Genomic DNA, 19,642 nt, shown 5'->3' with positions numbered 1-19,642 from the left:
GCAGCGGTCGTATCCCCGATACCCCACCACGAAAGGAAGCCGGATGCAGGTATGCGCCGCCGTCAAGGTGCCGCCCGGGGACCCGGGGGCACCGCGGCGGCGCGCGCCGGCGGCCAGACCGGCTCGAAGCGGAGAATCTCGGCGGTCGCGGCACCCGTGGTGACGAACGGGTCGGAAGCAACGGCGGCCCCGATCGCCGACACGTCGCCCTCCGCGATGATCAACCCGCCCGTGCGGGGCTCCAGAGGACCTGCACAGCGCGCCATTCCCTTGGCGAACACCCCGTGAGGGTTGGTGTAATGGGCGTCCCTGAGCGCATCGATGGTGTCCAGCGGCGCGCCGTACCTGAGCACAATCACGTACATGCCCCCAGCAAAGAACAGGCAGCCGCTGCAGCGCCAAGAGCAGTCTGCGACCCGTCCATAGGCCGGCGCCTATGGGCGCTGATCAGAGTGGGTGAGCCGGGAATGGACGAGCTCTCGGGTGTGGAGCTGCGGCAGCTGCGGTACTTCGCCGCTGTTGCCGAAACCGGCACCGTCACCGAGGCGGCCCGGCGCCTGCACATCGCCCAGCCCAGCCTCAGCCAGCAGATCCGGCTGCTGGAACGACGCATCGGCACACCGCTGTTCCGACGCAAGCCGCAGGGAATGGAGCTGACCGAGCAGGGACAGCTCCTGCTGGACGGCGTCAACCGGGCACTCGGCGAGCTGAGTTCGTCGATATCTGCGGCGCGCGCCGTAGCACCGACAGCGACTGTCGGGCTGTGCCGCGGAGCAGCACAATCGGTTCTCGCCCGAGCAGAGGAGATCATGACGCGCGGTCGGCGGCTACGGCTCGCCTACCAGCAGGTCGAATCCGGTCTCCAAGGCGACCTGCTGCGCACGGGCACACTGGCCTTCGGCATCCTGCGCATGCCCGTGGACACCTCGGGCCTGGAGCTGCGCACGGTCAACGAGGAGCCGCTCGGCATAGTGCTGCACCGCACGCATCCCCTCGCCAACCACCCGGATCTCACCTGGTCCGAGCTGCGCGGTCAGCGGCTGCTCTGGTTCCCGCCGGAACGCGCCCCCGGTTATGCGGCCGCTGTCCTCACGCGCCTGCGCGACCACGGCTGGACACCTGACACGGTCCCCGAGGATCACAGCAGCCACACGCTGTTCCGTCACCGGCTCATCGGCAACGACGATCTGGTCGCGCTACGGGCGCGGAGCAGTTCGGTCGGTGATCCAGACCTCCTCTGGCGCCCGGTCGGACCAGAACCGCCTCATGAACAGCTGGTGCTGGCCGCAGCAGCCCGTACCTCCTGGAGCCGCCAACTGACCACCGACAGCAAGGGCGGCACCGGCCCCGAACCTGCCGGTACGCCCTGAACCCCCGGAGATCGCGAGGTCAGCCGATGCGAGCTCCCGTGCCGCTGACACGGACGCGCGGGTCACCCGCGCGCAGCGTCACGGTGAGCTCGCCGGGGCGGCCCAGGTCCTCGCCCTGATGCAGGGTGAGGACGGCGTCCTCGGGGACCAGGCCGAACTCACGGGCGTACGCACCGAACGCGGCGGCCGCGGCGCCGGTTGCCGGGTCCTCGACGACGCCGCCGACGGGGAACGGGTCACGGACATGGAAGACGGTGGCCGACGCTCGCCACACCAACTGGACCGTGGTCAGGTCCAAACGGTGCATCAGGGCCTCGAGGCGCGGGAAGTCGTACGCAAGATCTGCGAGACGCGCGCGTGTCGCCGCCGCGAGAACGAGATGGCGGGCACCGGCGAACGCGACACGGGGCGGGAAGGCCGGGTCGAGATCGGCAGTCGGCCAGCCGAGCGCGGCGAGCGCCTCCGTGAGGTCGGCGTCGGCCATCTCCTCGATGTGCGGCTCGACACTGGTGAGTGTGGCCCTGACCGTCCCGCCTTCCTCGGCCACCTCCACCGGCACGGTGCCGGCGTGCGTCGCGAACACCAGTTCCCCGGGGCCTGTCCGCTCGGCGAGCGCGATGGCGGCCGCGACGGTGGCGTGCCCGCAGAACGGCACCTCGGCCTTGGGGCTGAAGTAGCGGATGCGGTACGCCCGTCCCTCCTGTCCGCGGAGGCCCTCCGGGAGCGCGGTCAGGAACGCGGACTCCGAGTATCCGAGGCCGGCGGCGACAGCCAGCATGTCGCTGTCGTCCAGGCCGGTGGCATCCAGAACAACGCCGGCGGGGTTTCCGCCGTCGGGGGCACTGGAGAAGGCGGTGTATCGCAGTACCTCGGGCAGCGGCGCATTCGTCGTCATGCCTGCGGCAACGCGGGCGGGACCGACGCTGTTCCAAGTAGGTCCGCATCCGCGTCCGCAGTCCATGCGCTGGAAGGCCCGCTCAAGGCCTTCCAGATCGCATTCGGGGGCCGCCTGGCCCCGAGCAGCAATTGACACCTCAGCTCAGTCGATGGCCTGGGGGAAGCGGAAGAAGCGGTAGGGGTCGTACGTGTGCTTGACGGTCTGCAGGCGGGTGTAGTTGGGGCCGTAGTACGCCGTGCGCCACGTCGTCAGGGCCGGGTCCATGTAGTTCTGGTACGACTCGTGATTTGAGTAGGTGCTCATCGTGGTGTGGGCGCTGTCGACCCAGTTCTGTGCGCGGTCGCGGTCCTCCTGGGCGGGGTCGGGAGTGAACAGGGAAACTGCGAACCCGGCGTTGAGGACGGCGTCGCGGTGGACGAAGGCGGTGGCCGTCGGCGAGACGTCGTTGATCCTGCCGCCGTAGGGGAACAGTCCCAGGAAGCGGAACTGACCGGGCCTGGTGTCGGCGGTGAGTGCGGCCAGGGCCTCCTGGGCGGCCGTGGCGGTCCAGGGCCGGGCGAAGTACTGGTTGCGCTGGGCGGTGTAGTTGTCGCGCGGCAGCAGGGCCTCGGGGGTGAAGCCGATGCGGTGGCATTGGGAGACGGTCTTGTCGCCGCAGCCGTACACCTGCATCATCGCCTGCGCGTAGGGCAGTTCGGTGCTCGAGCGGTGGGTGCCGGGGTGGCCGACAGCGGTGGTGAGACGGTCCAGGAGCCGGTCGCAGTCGGCCTCGGGACCGTGGAAGGCACCGGTGACGACGACGTCGGGCTCGGTGCCGGCGGGAGCGTCGGTGGAGTGGAGGAACATCAGCTCCGAAGCGAGCTCGCGGGGCCCGCCAGTCATCCAGTCCTGCCAGGCGAGGACGACCTGTACGGCGTCGCTGTAGCGGAAGTTGAGGTTGAACAGCGTCAGCGCCGGTATCTGCACGGGCAGTACCTCGTAGTCGGTGACCACGCCGAAATTGCCGCCGCCTCCCCCACGCAGGGCCCAGAACAGGTCCGGGTGTTCCTTCGCGCAGGCACGGACCGCACTGCCGTCGGCGAGGACGACGCGGGCGGACAGCAGACGGTCGGCGCCCATGCCGTACTTGCGGGAGGCGTAGCCGAGGCCGCCGCCCTGGATCCAGCCGCCCATCGCCACGGTCGGGCAGGTACCACCGGCGACCTGCAGACCGAGCGGGGCGAGTGCGCTGACGGCGTCGGCCCCCTGGACGCCGGGGCCGAGACGGACGGTGGAACCGCTGGTACGGACGGCGTTCAGGCGGGAGACATCGATGACAAGGCCAGGACTGGTCGAGTAACCGGCGGCACTGTGACCACCGCTGCGGACGGCGAACGCCAAGTGGTTGTCCTGGGTGAAGCGGATACAGGCGGCGACGTCGGCCTCGGTGGCGCAGTAGGCGACGGCCCGCGGGTGGACGGCGTCGAACTGGGCGAGCTGGAGCTGACGGGCGGTGCCGTAGTCCTGGTCGCCGGGCAGCACCAGACGGCCGGTCAGACGGCCGCTCAGGCTGCTCCACGGCACGGAGTCGTCGGCTGCGAGGACAAGGCCACCGCTGCCGGCGGTGAGCGCCGCGGCCGCGGTGGCGCCTGCCGAGGCGCGTAGCAGGGTACGTCTGCTGATCATGTGGATCACTCCCCGTTCCGTCCATGGCAGGACGTGGATGTCCCGGGAGCGGGACACGTGCAGCATCTGTGACGGCGGTGCGCGGATGGCGCGATCCCGTCGGAGTCCGTCATCTCTGCCGCTGTGCCGAGGAGTTCGGATGCGGTACCGGTGCCGAGGAGTTCGGATGACCTGGCGAGGAGTTCGGATGCGGTGGCTCAGGGCTGTGCCTCCGGGCCGGGGGGCGGGGGATGGGGTGGGGTGGGAGGTGGGGCGGGTGTCAGCCGGTTGATGCCAGGGGTGGGGCGTCCGGGCTGCCGGCGCGGTACAGGGTGCGCCGGAACAGTTCGTCGGCGGTCAGAGGGGCGAAGCGCAGGGGGCGGTCCTCGGCTCCCGGGATGCGCAGCGGGGTGAGAGTGGTCCACGGGGCGGGGTGACAGAACTGCACGACGGACAGGCTGCCCTCCGGTCGGCCTCGGCCGGCCACCACCCGGTGGACGGCGGCGCGGGCCAGGCCGTTGGTGAGCCGGTCCAAGGCCATGCCGACTTGGACGACGGCGTAGCCGCGGGGGGCGTCCACGGGCAGCCACTCGCCGTCGACGAGGACCTCGAGGCCCGCCTCGGCCGCCAGCGGCAGCGCCGTGAGCAGGCCGGAGTCCTGGTGATCGGCCACCCGGACGTGACGGTGGGTGGGGGCCCGGTCCATCGGCGGGTACCAGGTGGCCCGGTTGACGACGGGGCCGTCCTCGAGCAGGTCGGCGAAGTAGTCGGGGTGGGCGCCGAGCGCGTCGGCCACGGTGCGTACGACCTCGTACTGGAATCCCAGCGTGCGCGTATGCAGTTCACACAGTGCCGAGCCGATACCTGGCACCAGGTGGTCGGGGAAGTACGGGTCGGGGTAGCGGTCGGGGAAGCGTCTGCGCAGGGGGTGGGCCGCGGGAAGCCGCGCGCACCAGTGGAACAGTTCCTTCCGGGCGGGCGCGGCGTCCTTCCCGGTGTGTTCCACCGGCGGCTGGGTGTAGCCGGACTGGCCGTCGGTTCCGGCGACGCGGCAGGCGGCCTTGTCCTCGGCGGGCAGCGCGAAGAAGGCCCGGAGGAAGGAGTCGGCCTCGTCCAGGAGGCTTTCCGGAACTGTGCTGCGCACCAGGAAGAAGCCGTCGTGCAGGGCGCCGCGCACGTGGTCGCGGCTGCCGGGCTGGTCCAGGTCGATTTCCTTGAGCATGTGTCGTCCCTTCACGGCGAGACGGTGTCACCCGCCGGCGACGGCACGGCCGGGCCGGGGCTGCCAGGGCTGCGGGACGGGCGGGGCGCCTGTCTGCCGGGCGTTCACCGTGTCCTCGTACGGCCGGGCGGTCGGGCGGCCACGCGGCCAGGCGCTTCCCGGTGGGTCCGAACACCACGGGGGTGAGCGCGGTGGCCCGCTCCAGCGGGTGGGAGGTCGATGGTGCGCACGCCGTCTCGTCCTTCTCTCATGCTCTCGGGGCTCCCTGTGCTCAGGTGCTTTCGGGAATCCGGTGGTCGGAGGAATCTCTGAGGGGTCTCCGGGGGTCTCTGAGGGGTCTCCGGGGCAGCCGGTCTCCCGGCGATCCCGGTGCCGCGATCCCGGTGCCGCGATCCCGGTGCCGCGATCCCGGTGCCGCGATCCCGGTGCCGCGATCAGGTACTGATTTCCCGGTGCCGCGAGCCCGGAGAACGAAACTAGGCATGCGCATGGCTGTCGGCGAGCCAGCGGCCCTCAATCTGGCAACTTCAGGTATTCGCCGCCCCGGCGTTGACCGCGCCGCCCGGCGCCCACCTGACCGATTCCGCCCGGTCCGCTTGAGGGCCCGCGTCGGGCGGACGGAGTCTTTCCCGAAATGCAGGACCTGACCGGGGAGCTGAGTGTCGTGCACATAGTGCTGGTGGGAACGGCATCCGCCCGCGGGTTCGACATGGTCGCGGAGATGGCCGGCGCAGGAATCGAGGTCACTTTCGTCACCGCGGACCTCGATGCCCGGCGGGAAGATCCGGGCTTCGGCCTCTGCGCGCAGACCGCACGTCTGGTGGAGGTGTCCCTCACCCCCGACGGCACCCCCGGCAGCACCCGCGACAGCCCCCTCGTGGACCGGCTGCACGGCAGGCTCGGCCCCGTACCGCCCGACGGGGTGATCTGCCTCGACGACGGGCATCGGGAGGCTGCGGCCGGGCTGGCCCGGGACCTCGGGCTGCCTCACGAGTCCCTGGAGACGGCCCGGTTGCTCGGTGACAAGGCCGCCGTACGGGCGCGGCTGGCCGAGCACGATATCGGGTCGCTGCGCTGGGGTGTGGCGGCCGGCGAGGCCGAGGGGCTGGCCGCGGTGGACGAGATCGGACTGCCCGTCGTGGTCAGGCCGGCCACGGTCGGCCGGTCGGCCGGGGCCGGTGTCGTATGGAGCCGTGAGGACGCGGCGCGTGCCCTCGCCGAGGTGCTCGGGGCGCCGACCGGCGACGGGGGCAGGCCGCCGCGCGCCCTCATCGAGGAGTACGCGGTGGGCCGGCACGTCGATGCGGAGCTGCTGGTCCAGGGTGACCGCACCGTGCTGCTCGGGTTCGCCGAGCGGTCGGCGGCGCCGCCCGGCCTGGGGGCTGAACTCGGCAGCCTTTTCCCGGCCCGTGTCGAGCAGGAAGAGGCGGTACGTGCGCTGGTCCTGGACGCCGTACGAGCTCTGGGCATCCGCTGTTCCGCCGTGCATGCCGAGTTGCTGCTCACCCCGACCGGCCCCGAGCTGATCGGGATCGGCCGGCGCCTCGCCGGGCAGGTGGCGGCCCGTCAGATGTCGCTGGGCCTGGGGCGCTCCCTCACCCGGGACCTGGTGGCGCTGGCCGTCGGGGAACGGGTGCGGGAGGCCGAGCCGGCCGAGTCGGTGGTGGCCGTGCACCGGTTGTTCTCTGCGGTGGACGCCGTGGTGCGCGGCACCAGGCCGGTGGACGGGCTCACTCCCGAGGTGATCGAGACGCATGTCGCGGTCGGGCTCGGGGACCGGGTGCGTGCGCTGCGTACCGACGACGACCGGTTCGGCCACGTGATCGCCTGCGGTCGTGACGGCGAGGAGGCCGCACACACCGCCGCACAGGCCGCCCGGCACGCCCTGCACTCACTGCGGCTGCAGCCGGTCGGGGCGGGAAGGGCGGTCGGAGCCGGAGAACCGGCAGGCGACCGGCTCCCGGTGCGCGGTGACGGGACCGCGGTTCCCTGTGGGGAGCACCTGCTGTTGCTGCTCGGGGACGAGGAGCCGGCCGGGCGGATTCTGACAGCCGTGGGGGCGGTGACCACGCGGGTGAGCGTGGTGTGGACGGGCAGCCCCGGCGGCGAGGAGGCGGCACGGGCACTGTGGCGTCGGCACTGCCAAGGGCTGTGGCTGGGCGCGGCGACGGCACGGGAGGTACGGGCCGCCGCGCGCCGTATCCACGCCGGGCGGCGGGTGCGCGCCGCGCTCTCCTTCTCCGCGATGCCGGTGGCCCGGCAACTGCGCGAGGACCGGGATGTCACGGCGGTGCCGTCCGCCATCGATGATCTGCCGCCCGGGCACACCGTGCTGGTGCTCGCGCACCGCGACGAGGTACGGGCTCTGACCGTGATCGACGAGGAACCGGATGCCCGTCTGTGCCCGTCCGGCCTGGCCGCGGACCGGCGTGCCGGTCTCGCCGAGCGGGCCGTGCGCGCCGTCCGCTCGGCAGGGCTGTCGGGCGTGGTGCGCTGCTTCTTCCCGGCCGGGCAGGCCGGGCAGGCCGGGCAGATCGGGCAGACCGGGCGGGCGGCCACCGCGCCGCCGTTGCTGCGGCCCGGCCTGGACGACGCGACGCTCGACCTGTACGACGCGGTGCACACCCGCGGTCTCGTCGCCGAGGCCGCCGGGGCCACGCTCGGCCGTCGCCCGCGCGGCCGGCAGCGGTCCGCTGTCGCGGTCCAGCGGGTGGTGCGTACCCCCGCCGGACCGCTGCGGGTGGTGGAGGCCACCACCGCGGACCAACTGCACACCTGGCCGGGACTGTTCCGGGCCGAGGTGCGATTGCGGGCCGGTCATGTGCAGCAGGCGGCGGAACCCGCCGTATGGCTGCGGCACACGGTCGTCGCGGACGGCCGGGAGCAGGCGCGGCAGGCCGCCGCACGGCTGGAACGCTCACTGGTGCTGCGCACCACCCCGCTGCGGCGCACCCACGTCCTGCTGCTGGACCACCTCGGGCAGGCGGCCTGGACCCGGCCGGACGGCTCACCGCTGCTTCCCGCCGACGGCTTCCGTCTGTCGGTGCTGTCGGCGGCCGAGGAACTGCCCGGCCCCGCAGCTCTCACCGTATCTACCGATCTCACCGACGATCTCGCGCTGCGGGAGCTGGCCAAGGCCGTCCACACGGCTCATCCGGTGCACCGGGTGGCCGCCTTGTCGGAACATCTCCAGGAACCCGCCGCCCGGCTGCGGGCGCTTCTCGGTACGGCGGGCGAAGGGCCCGAGCAGATACGCCGCTTCGTGGACAGGGCGGCCATGAGGCGCATCGCCCGGCGGTACGGCATCCGCTGCGCCGACGGACTGCTCGCGCACAGCCCCGAGGACGTCACCGCGCTGTTCGACCGGCATGGCAAGATCGTCGTCAAACCGCGGGCGGGCTCGGGCCCGGGCTCGGGCTCGGGCGGCACGGGCTCGCGGGGGGCGGTGGTGCTGTCCGGCTGGTACGGCGTACAGGCCTGGCTGCGGGAGGAGTTCGTGCCGGGCGCGTATCTGTGCGAGGAGTTCGTCGACGCCCCGATGTGCCACATCGACGCCGTCGTACACCGGGACGAGACGGTGTGGAACGTCTCCCTCTACGAACGCGACACCATGGCGCCGCGGCGCGGGCAGCCGCTGTCGTCGGCGACGGTCGCCGACCCCGCGCTGCGCACCTTCGCGGGACAACTGCTGGAACAGGTCGTGGAGGCCTGGCAGGTCGGCTCCGGAGTGCTGCACCTGGAGGCGTTCCTCACCAGGGAGCACATGACATTCTGCGAAGTCGCCGCCCGGCCCGGTGGCGCCGGGGCCGGCGAGGCGTTCCGCGCCACCACCGGCATCGACCTCGGCCACGCCAAGATCCTCGCCGACGCGGGTGTGGATCCCCGCTCCGACCGCCGTGACCCCGTCGCCGCACACGCCGGCTGGACCGTGCACCACAGCACCGGGGGCAGGCTGCTGGAGTTCGACGACTCGGCCGTCGCCCCGCTCGCCTGGTTCCGGTCCGTACCGGCCCGGGTCGGGGACGTACTGCCCGTCTCCCGGTTCTCCGGCAGCGGGGTCAGCACCCACGTCTTCGCCCACGACTCGCACGCGGAACTCGTCCGGCTGCTGGCCCGGACCGAGCACGAGGTACGCATCGTCACCGGCCCGGCCGGCCGCGCGGAGGCGACGCGATGATCCCCGGCGTGCGCGGCGACGCGGCGGAGGGCTGCGGGGGCCGGGCCACCGGGCGGCACGCCCGTGCCGCCGACGGTGACGCCGACCGCGGCGCCGGGTTGCTCGCCGTCCGTGGCTCCCCCGGTTCTCCGGGCTTGCCCGGGTTTCCCGGCCTTACCGGCTACGGCGCCTGCGGTGCGCTGCTGAGGAACGCGCCGGTCCACCTCACCGGCGAGAACTTCGCGGGCCGGGCCGACCATGCACCCCCGTTGGGGCGCTCGGCGGGCGGCCCGCGTCCCCGACCGCCCCGGACCTGACGCCGGGAGAACCGCCCGCGCTTGCTCGGCGGGCGGCTCGGCGGCCTCGTCGCCGGACTGCGGCCTTTCCCGCGCCACGTACGACGCTTTCCCCGCCCCTTCTCCGCCCCTGCGCCCCCGCTCCTTCCCCGTCCCCGATCCGTCCCCAGTCGAAAGGCTTGTCGCCATGGGCTCCCCCCACCTCCTGCTTCTCGCCGGAATCGGCGGCCATCCCCCGGACGAGGCGCTCGACTCGCTGTCCACCGTGACCAGCACCATCAGCGTCGTGTTCGTCACGGCCTGGTGCGGGCCCGAGAAGGTGCGCGCCGACTACCGCCGGCGCGGACTCGACGGCGAGTTCCTGACGGCCACGGACCTGGACGCCGCCGTCGAGGCCGCTCTGCACCTCCACGAACGCCGCCCGGTGGACGGCGTGGTGACCTACTCGGAGCTGCTGCTGCGTCCCCAGGCAGAGATCGCCGAGGGGCTCGGCCTCCCGGGCAATCCGCCCGCCGCGGTTGCCGTCGCCCAGTCCAAAGCGCGCCAGCGGCTGCTCTTCGCCGAGCACGGAATTCCCTCGCCCGGCTTCGAAATCATCACCAGTGAGCGGGACCTCGCCGCGGCTGCCGCCCGCGTGGGGCTGCCCGGGGTTTTCAAGCCGTCGCTGGGCTTGGAAAGCCAGAGCGTGCGCCTGGTGTCCACGTACGCGGAACTGATCCACGCCTTCACCGTCGCGCGCGCGGAGAAGACCGCGTTCCTGCAGGCCGATGACGCCTACCTGCTCGAGGAGCGGATGGACCTGGAGGCCGACGGCGACAGCGGATACGCCGCGTACTGCAGCGTGGAGTCGCTGCTTGCCGACGGCACCGTCCGCCATCTGGCCGTCTGCGACCGGCTGCCGCTGGGGCACGGCTACGCCGAGGAGGGGCTGATCCTTCCGACCCGGCTGGACGCGGCGACGGCGGCGGCCGTCGTCGGCCTCGCCGACCGAGCCATCCGGGCGATCGGCCTGACCTGCGGAGCGGTCCACACCGAGATCGCCCTGGCCCAGGACGGCCCCCGCGTGATCGAGGTCAACGCATGCGCGGGCGGACCGCTGCCCGCCATGTTCGAGGCGGCGGCCGGATACGACTACGCCGCCCAGATCGGCCGCAGCGCGCTGGGCCTGCCGCCCATCGTCCTGCCCGACTTCCGCCGGACGGCGCTGCTGCGTTGCCTGCCCGTTCCGGTGGGCTCCTGGCGGGTGGCCTCGCAGACCCCCGCCCAGGAGGTGCTGTCCGCCTTCCCCCAACTGGTCTGCATCTCCCCGCGTTTCACCCCGGGCCAGCGGGTGAGCCGGCAGCAGGCCCTGCACCTCGCCGACTTCCTGGTGACCGCGCCCGACGCGACCGCCGCCCGTACGCTGTCGGCGCGGGTGGAACAGGCGCTGGGCATCCGGCTGGAGCCGGCGTTCGGCTCGCCGCCGGGGGACCGCGAGTGAGCGCTCCGCTGGGAGTGCGCGATCATCTGTCATCTGCGGCACCGTCGTGGCTGGTCGCGCCCCGCGGCGGAGCCGCATATAGGCACAGCCCCGCGCCCCTTCAGGGCGCTGCCCGCGCGGCACGCCGGTTCGGCACCGTGGGGCAGCGATGCGCCCGAGGTCGGCCGGCCGGTGGGTGGCCCCGCCCACAGCGTCGCCACCAGCGCATCGCCTTCAGTCGAGGACGGGGCCCTGGGTGCGGGAGCGTTTGAGTTCGTAGAAGCCCGGGGTGGAGGACAGTAGGAGCAGACCGTCGAAGAGGCGCGCGGCCGCCTCGCCCTTGGGCGCGGGGGTGAGCACCGGGCCGAAGAACGCCGTCGTCGTGCCGTCGGGGCCCGGCAGCGCGATCACCGGGGTGCCGACCTCCTGACCGACCCGGTCGATTCCCTCCTGGTGGGAAGCGCGCAGGGCACCGTCATGGGTGTCCTGATCGGCGCAGTCGGCCAGGTCCACGGGCAGGCCGGTCTCCTTCAGCGCACTCTCGATCGCCTCCCGGCGCGGGCCGAGGCCCTGGCGGTGGATGCGCTCGCCCAGCGCGGTGTAGAGCGGTCCGGTGACGGCGGCGCCGTATTTCTCCTGGGCGGCCGTCACCACCCGCACCGGCCCCCATCCCTCGGTGAGCAGTTTGCGGTACCGCTCCGGCAGTTCGTCGCCCCTGCCCTCGTTCAGCACCGCCAGGCTCATGACGTGCCAGCTGATGTCGAGAGGGCGCTGCTCTGCGACGTCCAGCAGCCAGCGGGAGGTCATCCATGCCCAGGGGCAGACGGGGTCGAACCAGAAGTCGACGGGGGTGGGTTCGGCAGCGGGCACGGTCGTGGTCTCCTCGGCTGCGGACGGCAGGACGTGCCTTCAGGCTGGGCTCGGGTGGCCAGGAGCGGGCCAAGGCCCGGTCGAGGGACGGCCAACGCCCGGCTGAGAGACGGCCGAGGGCGGCCGGGGGCGGCCGGGGGCGCCAAGGGTGTGCCCGGCGGCCGTTGCGCGAGGCGACCTGACGGACCCCGGGCGGTATTGCCGCGCACCATGTCCGGGGGCGGCGGCTCGGTGCCAGACTCGGCCAGCATGCGTGCCGCTTACATCACCCAGTTGGGCTCCCCCGACGTCATCCGTCACGGCGAGCTGCCACCGCCCGTCCCCGGTCCCCACGACGTCCTGGTCGACGTGGAGGTGACCGCCGTCAACCACGTGGACACATTCGTCCGTTCGGGAGCCTGGCGCACCCCCGTCACGTTTCCCTTCGTCATAGGCCGTGATCTGGTCGGCAAGGTCGCCGCGGTCGGCCCCGGCGCCGTCGGTTTCCGTACCGGCGACCGGGTCTGGTGCAACAGCCTGGGCCATGACGGCCGCCAGGGCGCCGCCGCCGAGCAGGCGGTGGTGCCTGTGGACCGTCTCTACCACCTGCCCCAGGGCGTGCCCGCGCAGGACGCCGTGGCGCTGGCCCATCCCGCCGCCACCGCCCATCTGGCGCTGTTCACGCACGGACGGCTGCGGGCGGGCGAGACGGTCGCCGTGCTCGGCGCGGCCGGGAACGTGGGCAGCGCCATGGTGGTGATGGCCGCCGCTGCGGGGGCCCGGGTGATCGCCGTCGCCTCCGGACGCGACGAGGACCACCTACGGTCCCTGGGCGCCGCCCACGTCGTCGACTACCGCTGCGACGACATCGCCGGGCACATCCGCGCCGCCGCGCCCCACGGGGTGGACCTGCACGTCGACGCACACGGCCGCAACGACCTCGAGACGGCCGTTGACCTGCTGGCCGGCCGTGGCCGCATCGTGGTGATGGCCGGACTGCGCACCCGGCCCGTGCTGCCGGTCGGACCGCTGTATCTGATGGACCGCTCGGTGCACGGTTTCGCCATCTCGCACGCCGACACCGCCCAGCTCGCCGACGCGGCCCGTGGCATCAACGGGTTGCTGGCGGCCGGTCGGCTGCGTCCGCGGGCCACCGAGGTCCTGCCGCTCGATGCGGCAGGCGAGGCCCACCGCCGTCTGGAGGAAGGGAAGGTACGCGGCAAGCTCGTCCTCGACGTACGCGCCTGAACGGCTCCCGCACCGGAAACCGCCCCCGCCGCAGGCCTGTGCCTCGGCCCGGAGCGGCACGCCATGTGCTTTCAGCCGCGCGCCGCCCGACACGAAGTCGTGGCGCCGCCGCATTGTTCTCCCCACCGCCCCATTGTTCTGCGCACCGCCTCATTGATCTCCCCGCCGCATTGATCTCCCCACCGGAAATGCAGCCGTCGCATTACACCGTCCTGGGCCGGAATGGGACTTGACGGACCCCGGGCGGCTTGATTGCTGCCCTTCCGCGGCCGTCGGCAGGATTGCCGCCATGACAGCTTCCGCCGGAACTACCGCAACCACCGGAACCATCGGAACAACTGGAACAACCGGAACCATCATCGAGAAATCCCCGCTGTTCGAGCTCGACGCCCGAATTCTCGTGTCCGCAACTCCAGCGGAGATCTACGCCGTGGTCAGCGACCTGGGCCGCAGCAAGGAGTGGAGCCCGGAGTGCATGGGCGGCGAGTGGATCACGGGTGAGCCGTCCGCGGTCGGCTCCGTCTTCCGCGGCGAGAACCTGCGCAGCGAGGACGTCGTCGGCTGGGCCCCGCTGGTGCGCGGGACCTGGTACACCGAGGCGCGGGTGGTCGCCGCCGAGCCCGGCCGGACCTTCCGCTGGATGATGCTCACCCACGCCCAGGAGGATCAGGAGTCGATCTGGGGTTTCGACATCGACGACGCGGGCGACGGCGCCTCCTGGCTCGTCCACCACTTCCGGATGGGCCGGGCCACCGCGGGAATCCACAAGATCGTAGCTGATCTCGACGAGGCGGACCGCGTCCGTTTCGTCGAGGAATGGACCTCGAAACTCGTGCAGGACCTCGACGCGACGCTCACGCGTATCAAAGCCGTCATCGAGAAGGACTGACGCCGACCGCGCTGCCCCCGTATTCGCCACGCACGGCGGACCGCCGGTTCCGCATTCTGCAACCCCTTCAGGAATCCGCAGCCACGGACGAGAGATCGATTATATGTTTCTCCAGCGAATAGGCAGCAAGGGAATTCGGCTCGGCACGCTCTTCGACCGAGCGGCGGCCCGGCATCCGGCGAACTTCGTGATCCTCGACCACGATCTGGACATCGCCCCGGAACTCGGCCGGCGCGCCACCCTGACCGAACTGGCCGATCTGGTGGACGACCTGGCCTCGCGGCTGTGGTCCGTCAGGGTGCGTCCCGGCGACCACGTCGTGGTGCACAAGAGCGACGGTTTCGACATCTCCCTGCTGGCCTGCGCCATCGCGCGCACCGGCGCCATACCGGTACTGCTGTCGCCGAAGCTGGACGGGGCGACGGTCGCCGAGCTGCTGCGCCGGGTCGGCCGGCCCTTCCTCGTCACCGACCAGGACAAGCTCGAACAGCACCTGCCCGCCGAGGTCTTCGACCTGTCCCGCACGGTGCTGCTGGCTTCCGGCGAGCACGACGGCGCCGTCTCCTTCGCCTCCCTGGCCGGGGTGGAGCGAGTGCCGGCGGTCTCCATGCCGATCGACCATCCGACCCTCATCACGCACACGTCCGGCACCACCGGCACGCCCAAACTGGCCGTGCACACCGGCCTGAGCTTCCAGGCCCGCTACCGTCCGCAGGCCACCGTGGTCGCCGGCGCGGTACGGCGCAGCGAACCGATCGCGATCCATGTGTCGTTCGTGCACTCGCGCATGTTCACGGCGATGCCCATCTCGATCCTCCAGGGCCATCCGCTGATCATCCTCAGGGACGACGACCCGGAGACGGTGGGTGAGCTGTTCAGCCGGATCCCGCCGGGCTTCATCGAGGCCCACCCCAACACGTTCCTGCGCTGGGAGGTGCTGGCCGACGACCCGCGCGGGCCGCTGGCGAACGTGAAGTACTTCTCCAGCACCTTCGACGCCATCCATCCGCGCACCGTCAACACCCTGCTGAAGGCCTCACGCCGTGCGGGCCGTCGCTTCGCCCAGGCCTACGGGCAGAGCGAGGTCGGACCGATCGCCGCGCGCACCTACTCGCTCAAGGACGGCGCCGACTTCAACGGCCGCTGCGTCGGCGTGCCCTTCCCGGGCATGACCGGGGTGCGGGTGGTCAGCCGCAACGGGCAGCCGGTGACGAAGGAGAACCCCGGCTTCATCGAGGTCCGCAGCGACGGCCGGATCGTCACCTACCTCGACGAGCACCAGCGCTGGGAGAAGCAGGTCAACGACGGCTGGTGGCGGATGGGTGACCTCGGCTACCGCACCAAGTGGGGCTGTCTGCACCTGCTGGACCGCGAGGTCGACGAGATCCCGGGCATCGAGTCCACCCTGGAGATCGAGGACAAGCTGTTCACCCGCCTGCCCGAACTGGTGGAGGTCATCATCATCCCCGGCCCGGCGGGCCGTGCGGTGCCGGTGGTGTGCACCCGCGACGACGCGCCGCTGGACGAGATGGCCTGGAAGACGGCCGTGGTCGACCTGCCGGCCCTGGCCGCGCCGGTGCAGTGGCGGCTGGAGGACCTTCCGCAGACCGCCACCACCAAGATCAAGCGCCTGGAGCTGGCCCGTCTGCTGGCCTCCGCCCCCGGCAGCCAGTCGTAGCAACCGGCCGCAGCAGTCGGCCGCAGCAGCCAGCCGTGGGCCCCCTCGGCGGTCCCTCGGCGGTCCCTCGGCGATCCCCTCAGCAAGCCGCCCGGCAGTGCCGGGCCGACCCCGCCCCGGCTAGCTCCCCCCGCCCCCTGGCCCCCGGCCCTTCCGTCCGGTCCGCGCCGCCCGCACCGGCGTTCCCGGAGCACTCCCCTGCCTCCCCGTACCCTCCCCCTGCCCCTCGTACCGTCCCCTGCCCCGTGCAGTCCATCTCCCCCTGCGCGTCCGGCGGCCGGTTCCCCCCGCCGACCGCCGGACGGCCCCTGCCCAGAAACGGAGTAACCGCATGCGCAGCACCATCGAGGTCTGCATCATCGGTGCCGGCCCCCGCGGGTTGTCGGTGCTGGAACGACTGCTGGCCGGCGAGCGCCACCAGCGGGCGCACAAGTCGGTCACCGTGCACGTGGTCGACCCAGCGGCCCCCGGCGCCGGAACGGTGTGGCGCACCGAGCAGTCGCAGCACCTGCTGATGAACACGGTGGCCTCGCAGATCACGGTCTTCACCGACGACAGCGCCCGTATCGACGGGCCCATCGAGCCGGGCCCCAGCCTGTACGAGTGGGCCAAGAGCCTGGCTCTGCTGGGCGATCCGGCCGACACGGACCCCGCCGTCCTGGCGGAGGCCCGGCGGCTCGGCCCCGACTCCTACCCCACGCGTGCCTTCTACGGCCGCTATCTGCACGACTGCTTCCTGCGCATCGTCGCCGCCGCTCCCGCCCATGTCGACGTCCGGGTGCACCGCTCGCGGGCGGTGGCCGCGGCCGACACCCAGGGCGTGACCGGCGGCCCGCAGGGCGTCCGGCTGGAGAACGGCACCCGGCTCAACTCGCTGGACGCGATCGTGATGGCGCAGGGCCACCTCCCGGCCCGGCTGTCGGCGCGCGAGGCCCGCACTGCGAGCCTGTCGCGCATCCACCACCTGACCTACGTCACCCCCGCCAACCCCGCCGACATCGACCTGAGCGGCATCGCGCCCGGGCAGAACGTGCTGCTGCGCGGGCTCGGCCTGAACTTCTTCGACCACATGGCCCTGTTCACGCTGGGCCGCGGAGGCCGGTTCGAGCGCGTCGACGGCAGCCTCGTCTACCGTCCCTCGGGCAAGGAGCCGAAGCTGTACGCCTTCTCCCGGCGCGGCGTGCCGTACCACGCGCGAGGCGAGAACGAGAAGGGTTCCACCGGCCGTTACTTCCCGCGGCTGCTGACCGCCGAGTACATCGCGGCACTGCGCGGGCGCTCCGCCGAGGGCCGCCCCGTCAGCTTCTCCGCCGACCTGTGGCCGCTGATCTCCCGTGAGGTGGAGAGCGTCTACTACGGCACCCTGCTGAGCGCCCGCGGTCAGGACCACGCCCGTGAGCGGTTCACCGAGCAGTTCCTGGCCCTGGAGGCGGACGCCGACCCCTCGCCGCTGCTGGACGCGCACGGCATCCCGGCCGCGGAGCGCTGGGACTGGGACCGTCTGTCCCGGCCGTACGGCGACCGGGTCTTCACCAGCCGCGGGGACTTCACCGCCTGGCTGCTCGGCCATCTGCGCCAGGACGTGCAGGAGGCCCGCCGGGGCAACGTCAGCGGACCTCTCAAGGCGGCCCTGGACGTCCTGCGTGATCTGCGCAACGAGATCCGCCTCGCGGTCGACCACGGCGGTCTGGACGGCGACTCGCACCGCGACGACCTCGAGGGCTGGTACACGCCGCTCAACGCGTTCCTGTCGATCGGCCCGCCCACCTCCCGTATCGAGGAGATGATCGCGCTGATCGAGGCGGGCGTGCTCGCCGTGACCGGTCCCGGCACCCAGGTGCGCATCGACACCGGCGCCAGGGTCTACGTCGCACAGTCCACGGCCGTTCCGGGCGAGCCGGTGCGGGCGAGCGCCCTCATCGAGGCCCGGCTGCCCGAGCCGGACCTGCGCCGTACCGACGACCCGCTGCTGCAGCACCTGCTGGACACCGACCAGGCGACGCCGTACCGCATCGCCGCCGCGGGCGGCGGGAACTACGAGACCGGTGGCCTCGCCGTCACCGAGCGCCCCTACCGGCTCCTGGACGGCCGGGGCCGCGCCCACCCGCGGCGCTTCGCCTACGGCGTGCCCACCGAGTCGGTCCACTGGGTGACCGCGGCCGGCATCCGGCCCGGCGTGGACTCGGTGACCCTCGGCGACTCCGACGCCATCGCGCGCGCGGTGCTGGCGCTGCCGCCGGTGGCGCATGTGCCGGACGGCGTACGGCCGGTGGAGGCGGACGGCGATCTGACCGGGGTGATCGTGTGACGGCGCCGCCCGCCGAGGCGTCACCGGACGCGGGACTGCTGTCACCGGACGCGGGACTGCTGTCACCGGTGCGGGCCGGTACCCCCGCCGAGGCGGCCACCGGTGATCTGGCGTGGCTGCAGGCCATGCTGGACGCCGAGGCCGCCCTGGCCCGCGCCCAGGCCTCACTGGGCACCGTGCCCGCCCGGGCGGCCGGGATCATCACGCGCGCGGCGCGCGCCGACCGGCTCGATGTGCGGGCACTGGCGCTCGCCGCACGGGAGACGGCCAACCCGGTCGTCGGACTGGTGAAGGCGTTCACAGCGGTGGTGGCCGAGGAGGATCCGGCGGCGGCGGAGTACGTCCACCGCGGCTCCACCAGCCAGGACGTCCTGGACACCGGCGCCATGCTGGTGGCCGCCCGGACGCTGGGACTCGTCCGCGCCGATCTGGCGCGGACGGCCGCGGCGCTGGCGGACCTGGCCGCGGCGCACCGTGACACCCCGGCCGTCGGCCGCACCCTCGCCCTGCACGCCGTACCGACGACGTTCGGTCTGAAGGCGGCAGGATGGCGGGCGCTGGTGCTGGACGCCGAGACACGGCTGGCCCGCGTGCACGAGAGCGGGCTGCCCGTCTCGCTGGGCGGTGCGGCCGGCACCCTGGCCGGCTATCTGGAGTACGCGGCCCTCGACGCGGGCGGCCCGCCCGATCCGGGCGCCTTCGCGGACAGCCTGGTCGACGCCTACGCCGCTGAGACCGGCCTGGCCCGGCCCGTGCTGCCCTGGCACACACTGCGCACGCCCGTCGCCGACCTGGCGTCCGCGCTGGCGTTCACCGCGGGCGCCCTCGGCAAGATCGCCGTCGATGTGCAGTCGCTGGCCCGCACCGAGGTCGGCGAGGTCGCCGAGCCCGGCGCGGCAGGCCGTGGCAGTTCCTCCGCCATGCCCCACAAGCGCAACCCGGTGCTGGCCACACTGCTGCGCAGCGCGGCCCTGCAGGTACCGGCACTCTCGACGGCTCTGGTGCAGTGCCTGGTCAGCGAGGACGAGCGGTCCGCTGGGGCCTGGCACGCGGAGTGGCAGCTCCTGCGGGAGTGTCTGCGGCTGGTGGGCGGCGCGGCGCACACCGCGGCCGAACTCGCCGAGGGACTGCGGCCGCGGCCGGAACGCATGCGCGCCAACCTCGAACTGACGGGCAGCCAGATCGTCTCGGAACGGGTGGCGGCCCGTCTCGCCCCCGCCCTGGGCAAGGCGCGCGCCAAGGAGCTGCTGACCGAGGCGGCGCGGCAGGCCGACATCACCGGACGCCGGCTGCCCGAGGTGCTCGCCGCTCTGCCCGGCCTGCCGGATGCCGTCTCGGGCGATCTGGCCGCGCTGTGCGACCCGGCCGGCTACACCGGCGCCGCGGCCGCCCTGGTGGACCGGGCGCTGGCCCGCTGACCGTGCCCGGGGTCCGGACTCTTGCCGGGGCCTGGTCCCTTGCCGGGGGCCGGCCCCTCGTCCCTCATCCCTCACCCGGCGCCCGGCGCCCGGCCCTCGGGCCGGATCGCGACCGCGACCGCGACCCCGATTCTTCGACTGCTCCGACTGCTCCGACTGCTCCGACTCCTTCGACTCCTTCGACCCGTTAGAAAGCCGAGGAGAACC

The 19,642-nt window shown here is 72.7% G+C and carries 14 protein-coding genes; 9 read left to right on the top strand and 5 right to left on the bottom strand.

Annotation, left to right across the window (positions count from 1 at the left end):
• Positions 1-62: 62 nt before the first annotated feature.
• Positions 63-365, bottom strand: a complete 303-nt coding sequence (locus tag ACSYGN_RS41600; RefSeq protein WP_460404009.1) for a YciI family protein — start codon at positions 363-365, stop codon at positions 63-65.
• Positions 366-467: 102 nt separating this feature from the next.
• Between ACSYGN_RS41600 and ACSYGN_RS41595 the strand changes: the two genes are divergently transcribed.
• Positions 468-1,370: a LysR family transcriptional regulator gene (locus ACSYGN_RS41595; protein ID WP_460406242.1), complete on the top strand. Its 903-nt coding sequence runs from the start codon at positions 468-470 to the stop codon at positions 1,368-1,370.
• Between the two features lie 19 nt (positions 1,371-1,389).
• Here the strand turns inward: ACSYGN_RS41595 and ACSYGN_RS41590 are convergent, their stop codons facing one another.
• From ACSYGN_RS41590 to ACSYGN_RS41580, 3 genes are all read right to left on the bottom strand, one after another.
• The gene (locus ACSYGN_RS41590; protein ID WP_460406240.1) at positions 1,390-2,265 is read right to left on the bottom strand and encodes a PhzF family phenazine biosynthesis protein; all 876 of its coding nucleotides are present in this window, start codon (positions 2,263-2,265) and stop codon (positions 1,390-1,392) included.
• Between the two features lie 144 nt (positions 2,266-2,409).
• Positions 2,410-3,933 (bottom strand): FAD-binding oxidoreductase, encoded by a 1,524-nt coding sequence (locus ACSYGN_RS41585; protein WP_460406238.1) that lies wholly within the window; start codon positions 3,931-3,933, stop codon positions 2,410-2,412.
• A 259-nt stretch (positions 3,934-4,192) separates the two neighbouring features.
• Positions 4,193-5,134, bottom strand: coding sequence for a 2-oxoglutarate and iron-dependent oxygenase domain-containing protein (locus tag ACSYGN_RS41580; protein WP_460406236.1), 942 nt, complete (start codon positions 5,132-5,134; stop codon positions 4,193-4,195).
• A 634-nt stretch (positions 5,135-5,768) separates the two neighbouring features.
• Here ACSYGN_RS41580 and ACSYGN_RS41575 point away from each other — a divergent pair.
• The 3 genes from ACSYGN_RS41575 to ACSYGN_RS41565 all read left to right on the top strand — a co-directional run bounded on the left by ACSYGN_RS41575 (position 5,769) and on the right by ACSYGN_RS41565 (position 11,066).
• On the top strand, positions 5,769-9,311 hold the full coding sequence (locus tag ACSYGN_RS41575) for a hypothetical protein (protein WP_460406234.1): 3,543 nt from the start codon (positions 5,769-5,771) through the stop codon (positions 9,309-9,311).
• Positions 9,308-9,607 carry a hypothetical protein gene (locus tag ACSYGN_RS41570; RefSeq protein ID WP_460406232.1) on the top strand — a complete coding sequence of 100 codons (300 nt, stop codon included), beginning with the start codon at positions 9,308-9,310 and terminating at the stop codon, positions 9,605-9,607. Before ACSYGN_RS41575 ends, ACSYGN_RS41570 begins: the two co-directional genes overlap by 4 nt.
• Positions 9,608-9,773: 166 nt before the next feature.
• Positions 9,774-11,066, top strand: coding sequence for an ATP-grasp domain-containing protein (locus ACSYGN_RS41565; protein ID WP_460406230.1), 1,293 nt, complete (start codon positions 9,774-9,776; stop codon positions 11,064-11,066).
• Positions 11,067-11,279: 213 nt separating this feature from the next.
• On the opposite strand, the gene ACSYGN_RS41560 is transcribed toward ACSYGN_RS41565, so the two are convergent.
• Complete coding sequence (locus ACSYGN_RS41560; RefSeq protein WP_460406228.1) at positions 11,280-11,915, bottom strand: mycothiol-dependent nitroreductase Rv2466c family protein; 636 nt, start codon at positions 11,913-11,915, stop codon at positions 11,280-11,282.
• Positions 11,916-12,164: 249 nt separating this feature from the next.
• Between ACSYGN_RS41560 and ACSYGN_RS41555 the strand changes: the two genes are divergently transcribed.
• The 5 genes from ACSYGN_RS41555 (at position 12,165) to ACSYGN_RS41535 (ending at position 19,435) form a co-directional block, all read left to right on the top strand.
• Positions 12,165-13,142, top strand: a complete 978-nt coding sequence (locus ACSYGN_RS41555) for an NADPH:quinone reductase (protein ID WP_460406226.1) — start codon at positions 12,165-12,167, stop codon at positions 13,140-13,142.
• Between the two features lie 289 nt (positions 13,143-13,431).
• Positions 13,432-14,031 carry an SRPBCC family protein gene (locus ACSYGN_RS41550; protein WP_460406224.1) on the top strand — a complete coding sequence of 200 codons (600 nt, stop codon included), beginning with the start codon at positions 13,432-13,434 and terminating at the stop codon, positions 14,029-14,031.
• Between the two features lie 103 nt (positions 14,032-14,134).
• The gene (locus tag ACSYGN_RS41545) at positions 14,135-15,709 is read left to right on the top strand and encodes a class I adenylate-forming enzyme family protein (protein WP_460406222.1); all 1,575 of its coding nucleotides are present in this window, start codon (positions 14,135-14,137) and stop codon (positions 15,707-15,709) included.
• A gap of 331 nt (positions 15,710-16,040) precedes the next feature.
• Complete coding sequence (locus ACSYGN_RS41540) at positions 16,041-18,017, top strand: FAD/NAD(P)-binding protein (RefSeq protein ID WP_460406220.1); 1,977 nt, start codon at positions 16,041-16,043, stop codon at positions 18,015-18,017.
• A complete protein-coding gene (locus ACSYGN_RS41535) occupies positions 18,014-19,435 on the top strand; it encodes a nitrosuccinate lyase (protein ID WP_460406218.1) in 1,422 nt (473 codons plus the stop codon). The genes ACSYGN_RS41540 and ACSYGN_RS41535 overlap by 4 nt, the downstream gene beginning before the upstream one ends.
• Positions 19,436-19,642 lie beyond the last annotated feature (207 nt).

Source organism: Streptomyces sp. YIM S03343 (assembly GCF_054729195.1).
Note: the sequence above shows the minus strand (reverse complement) of the source record. Positions and strands in the feature narration are given on the sequence as shown.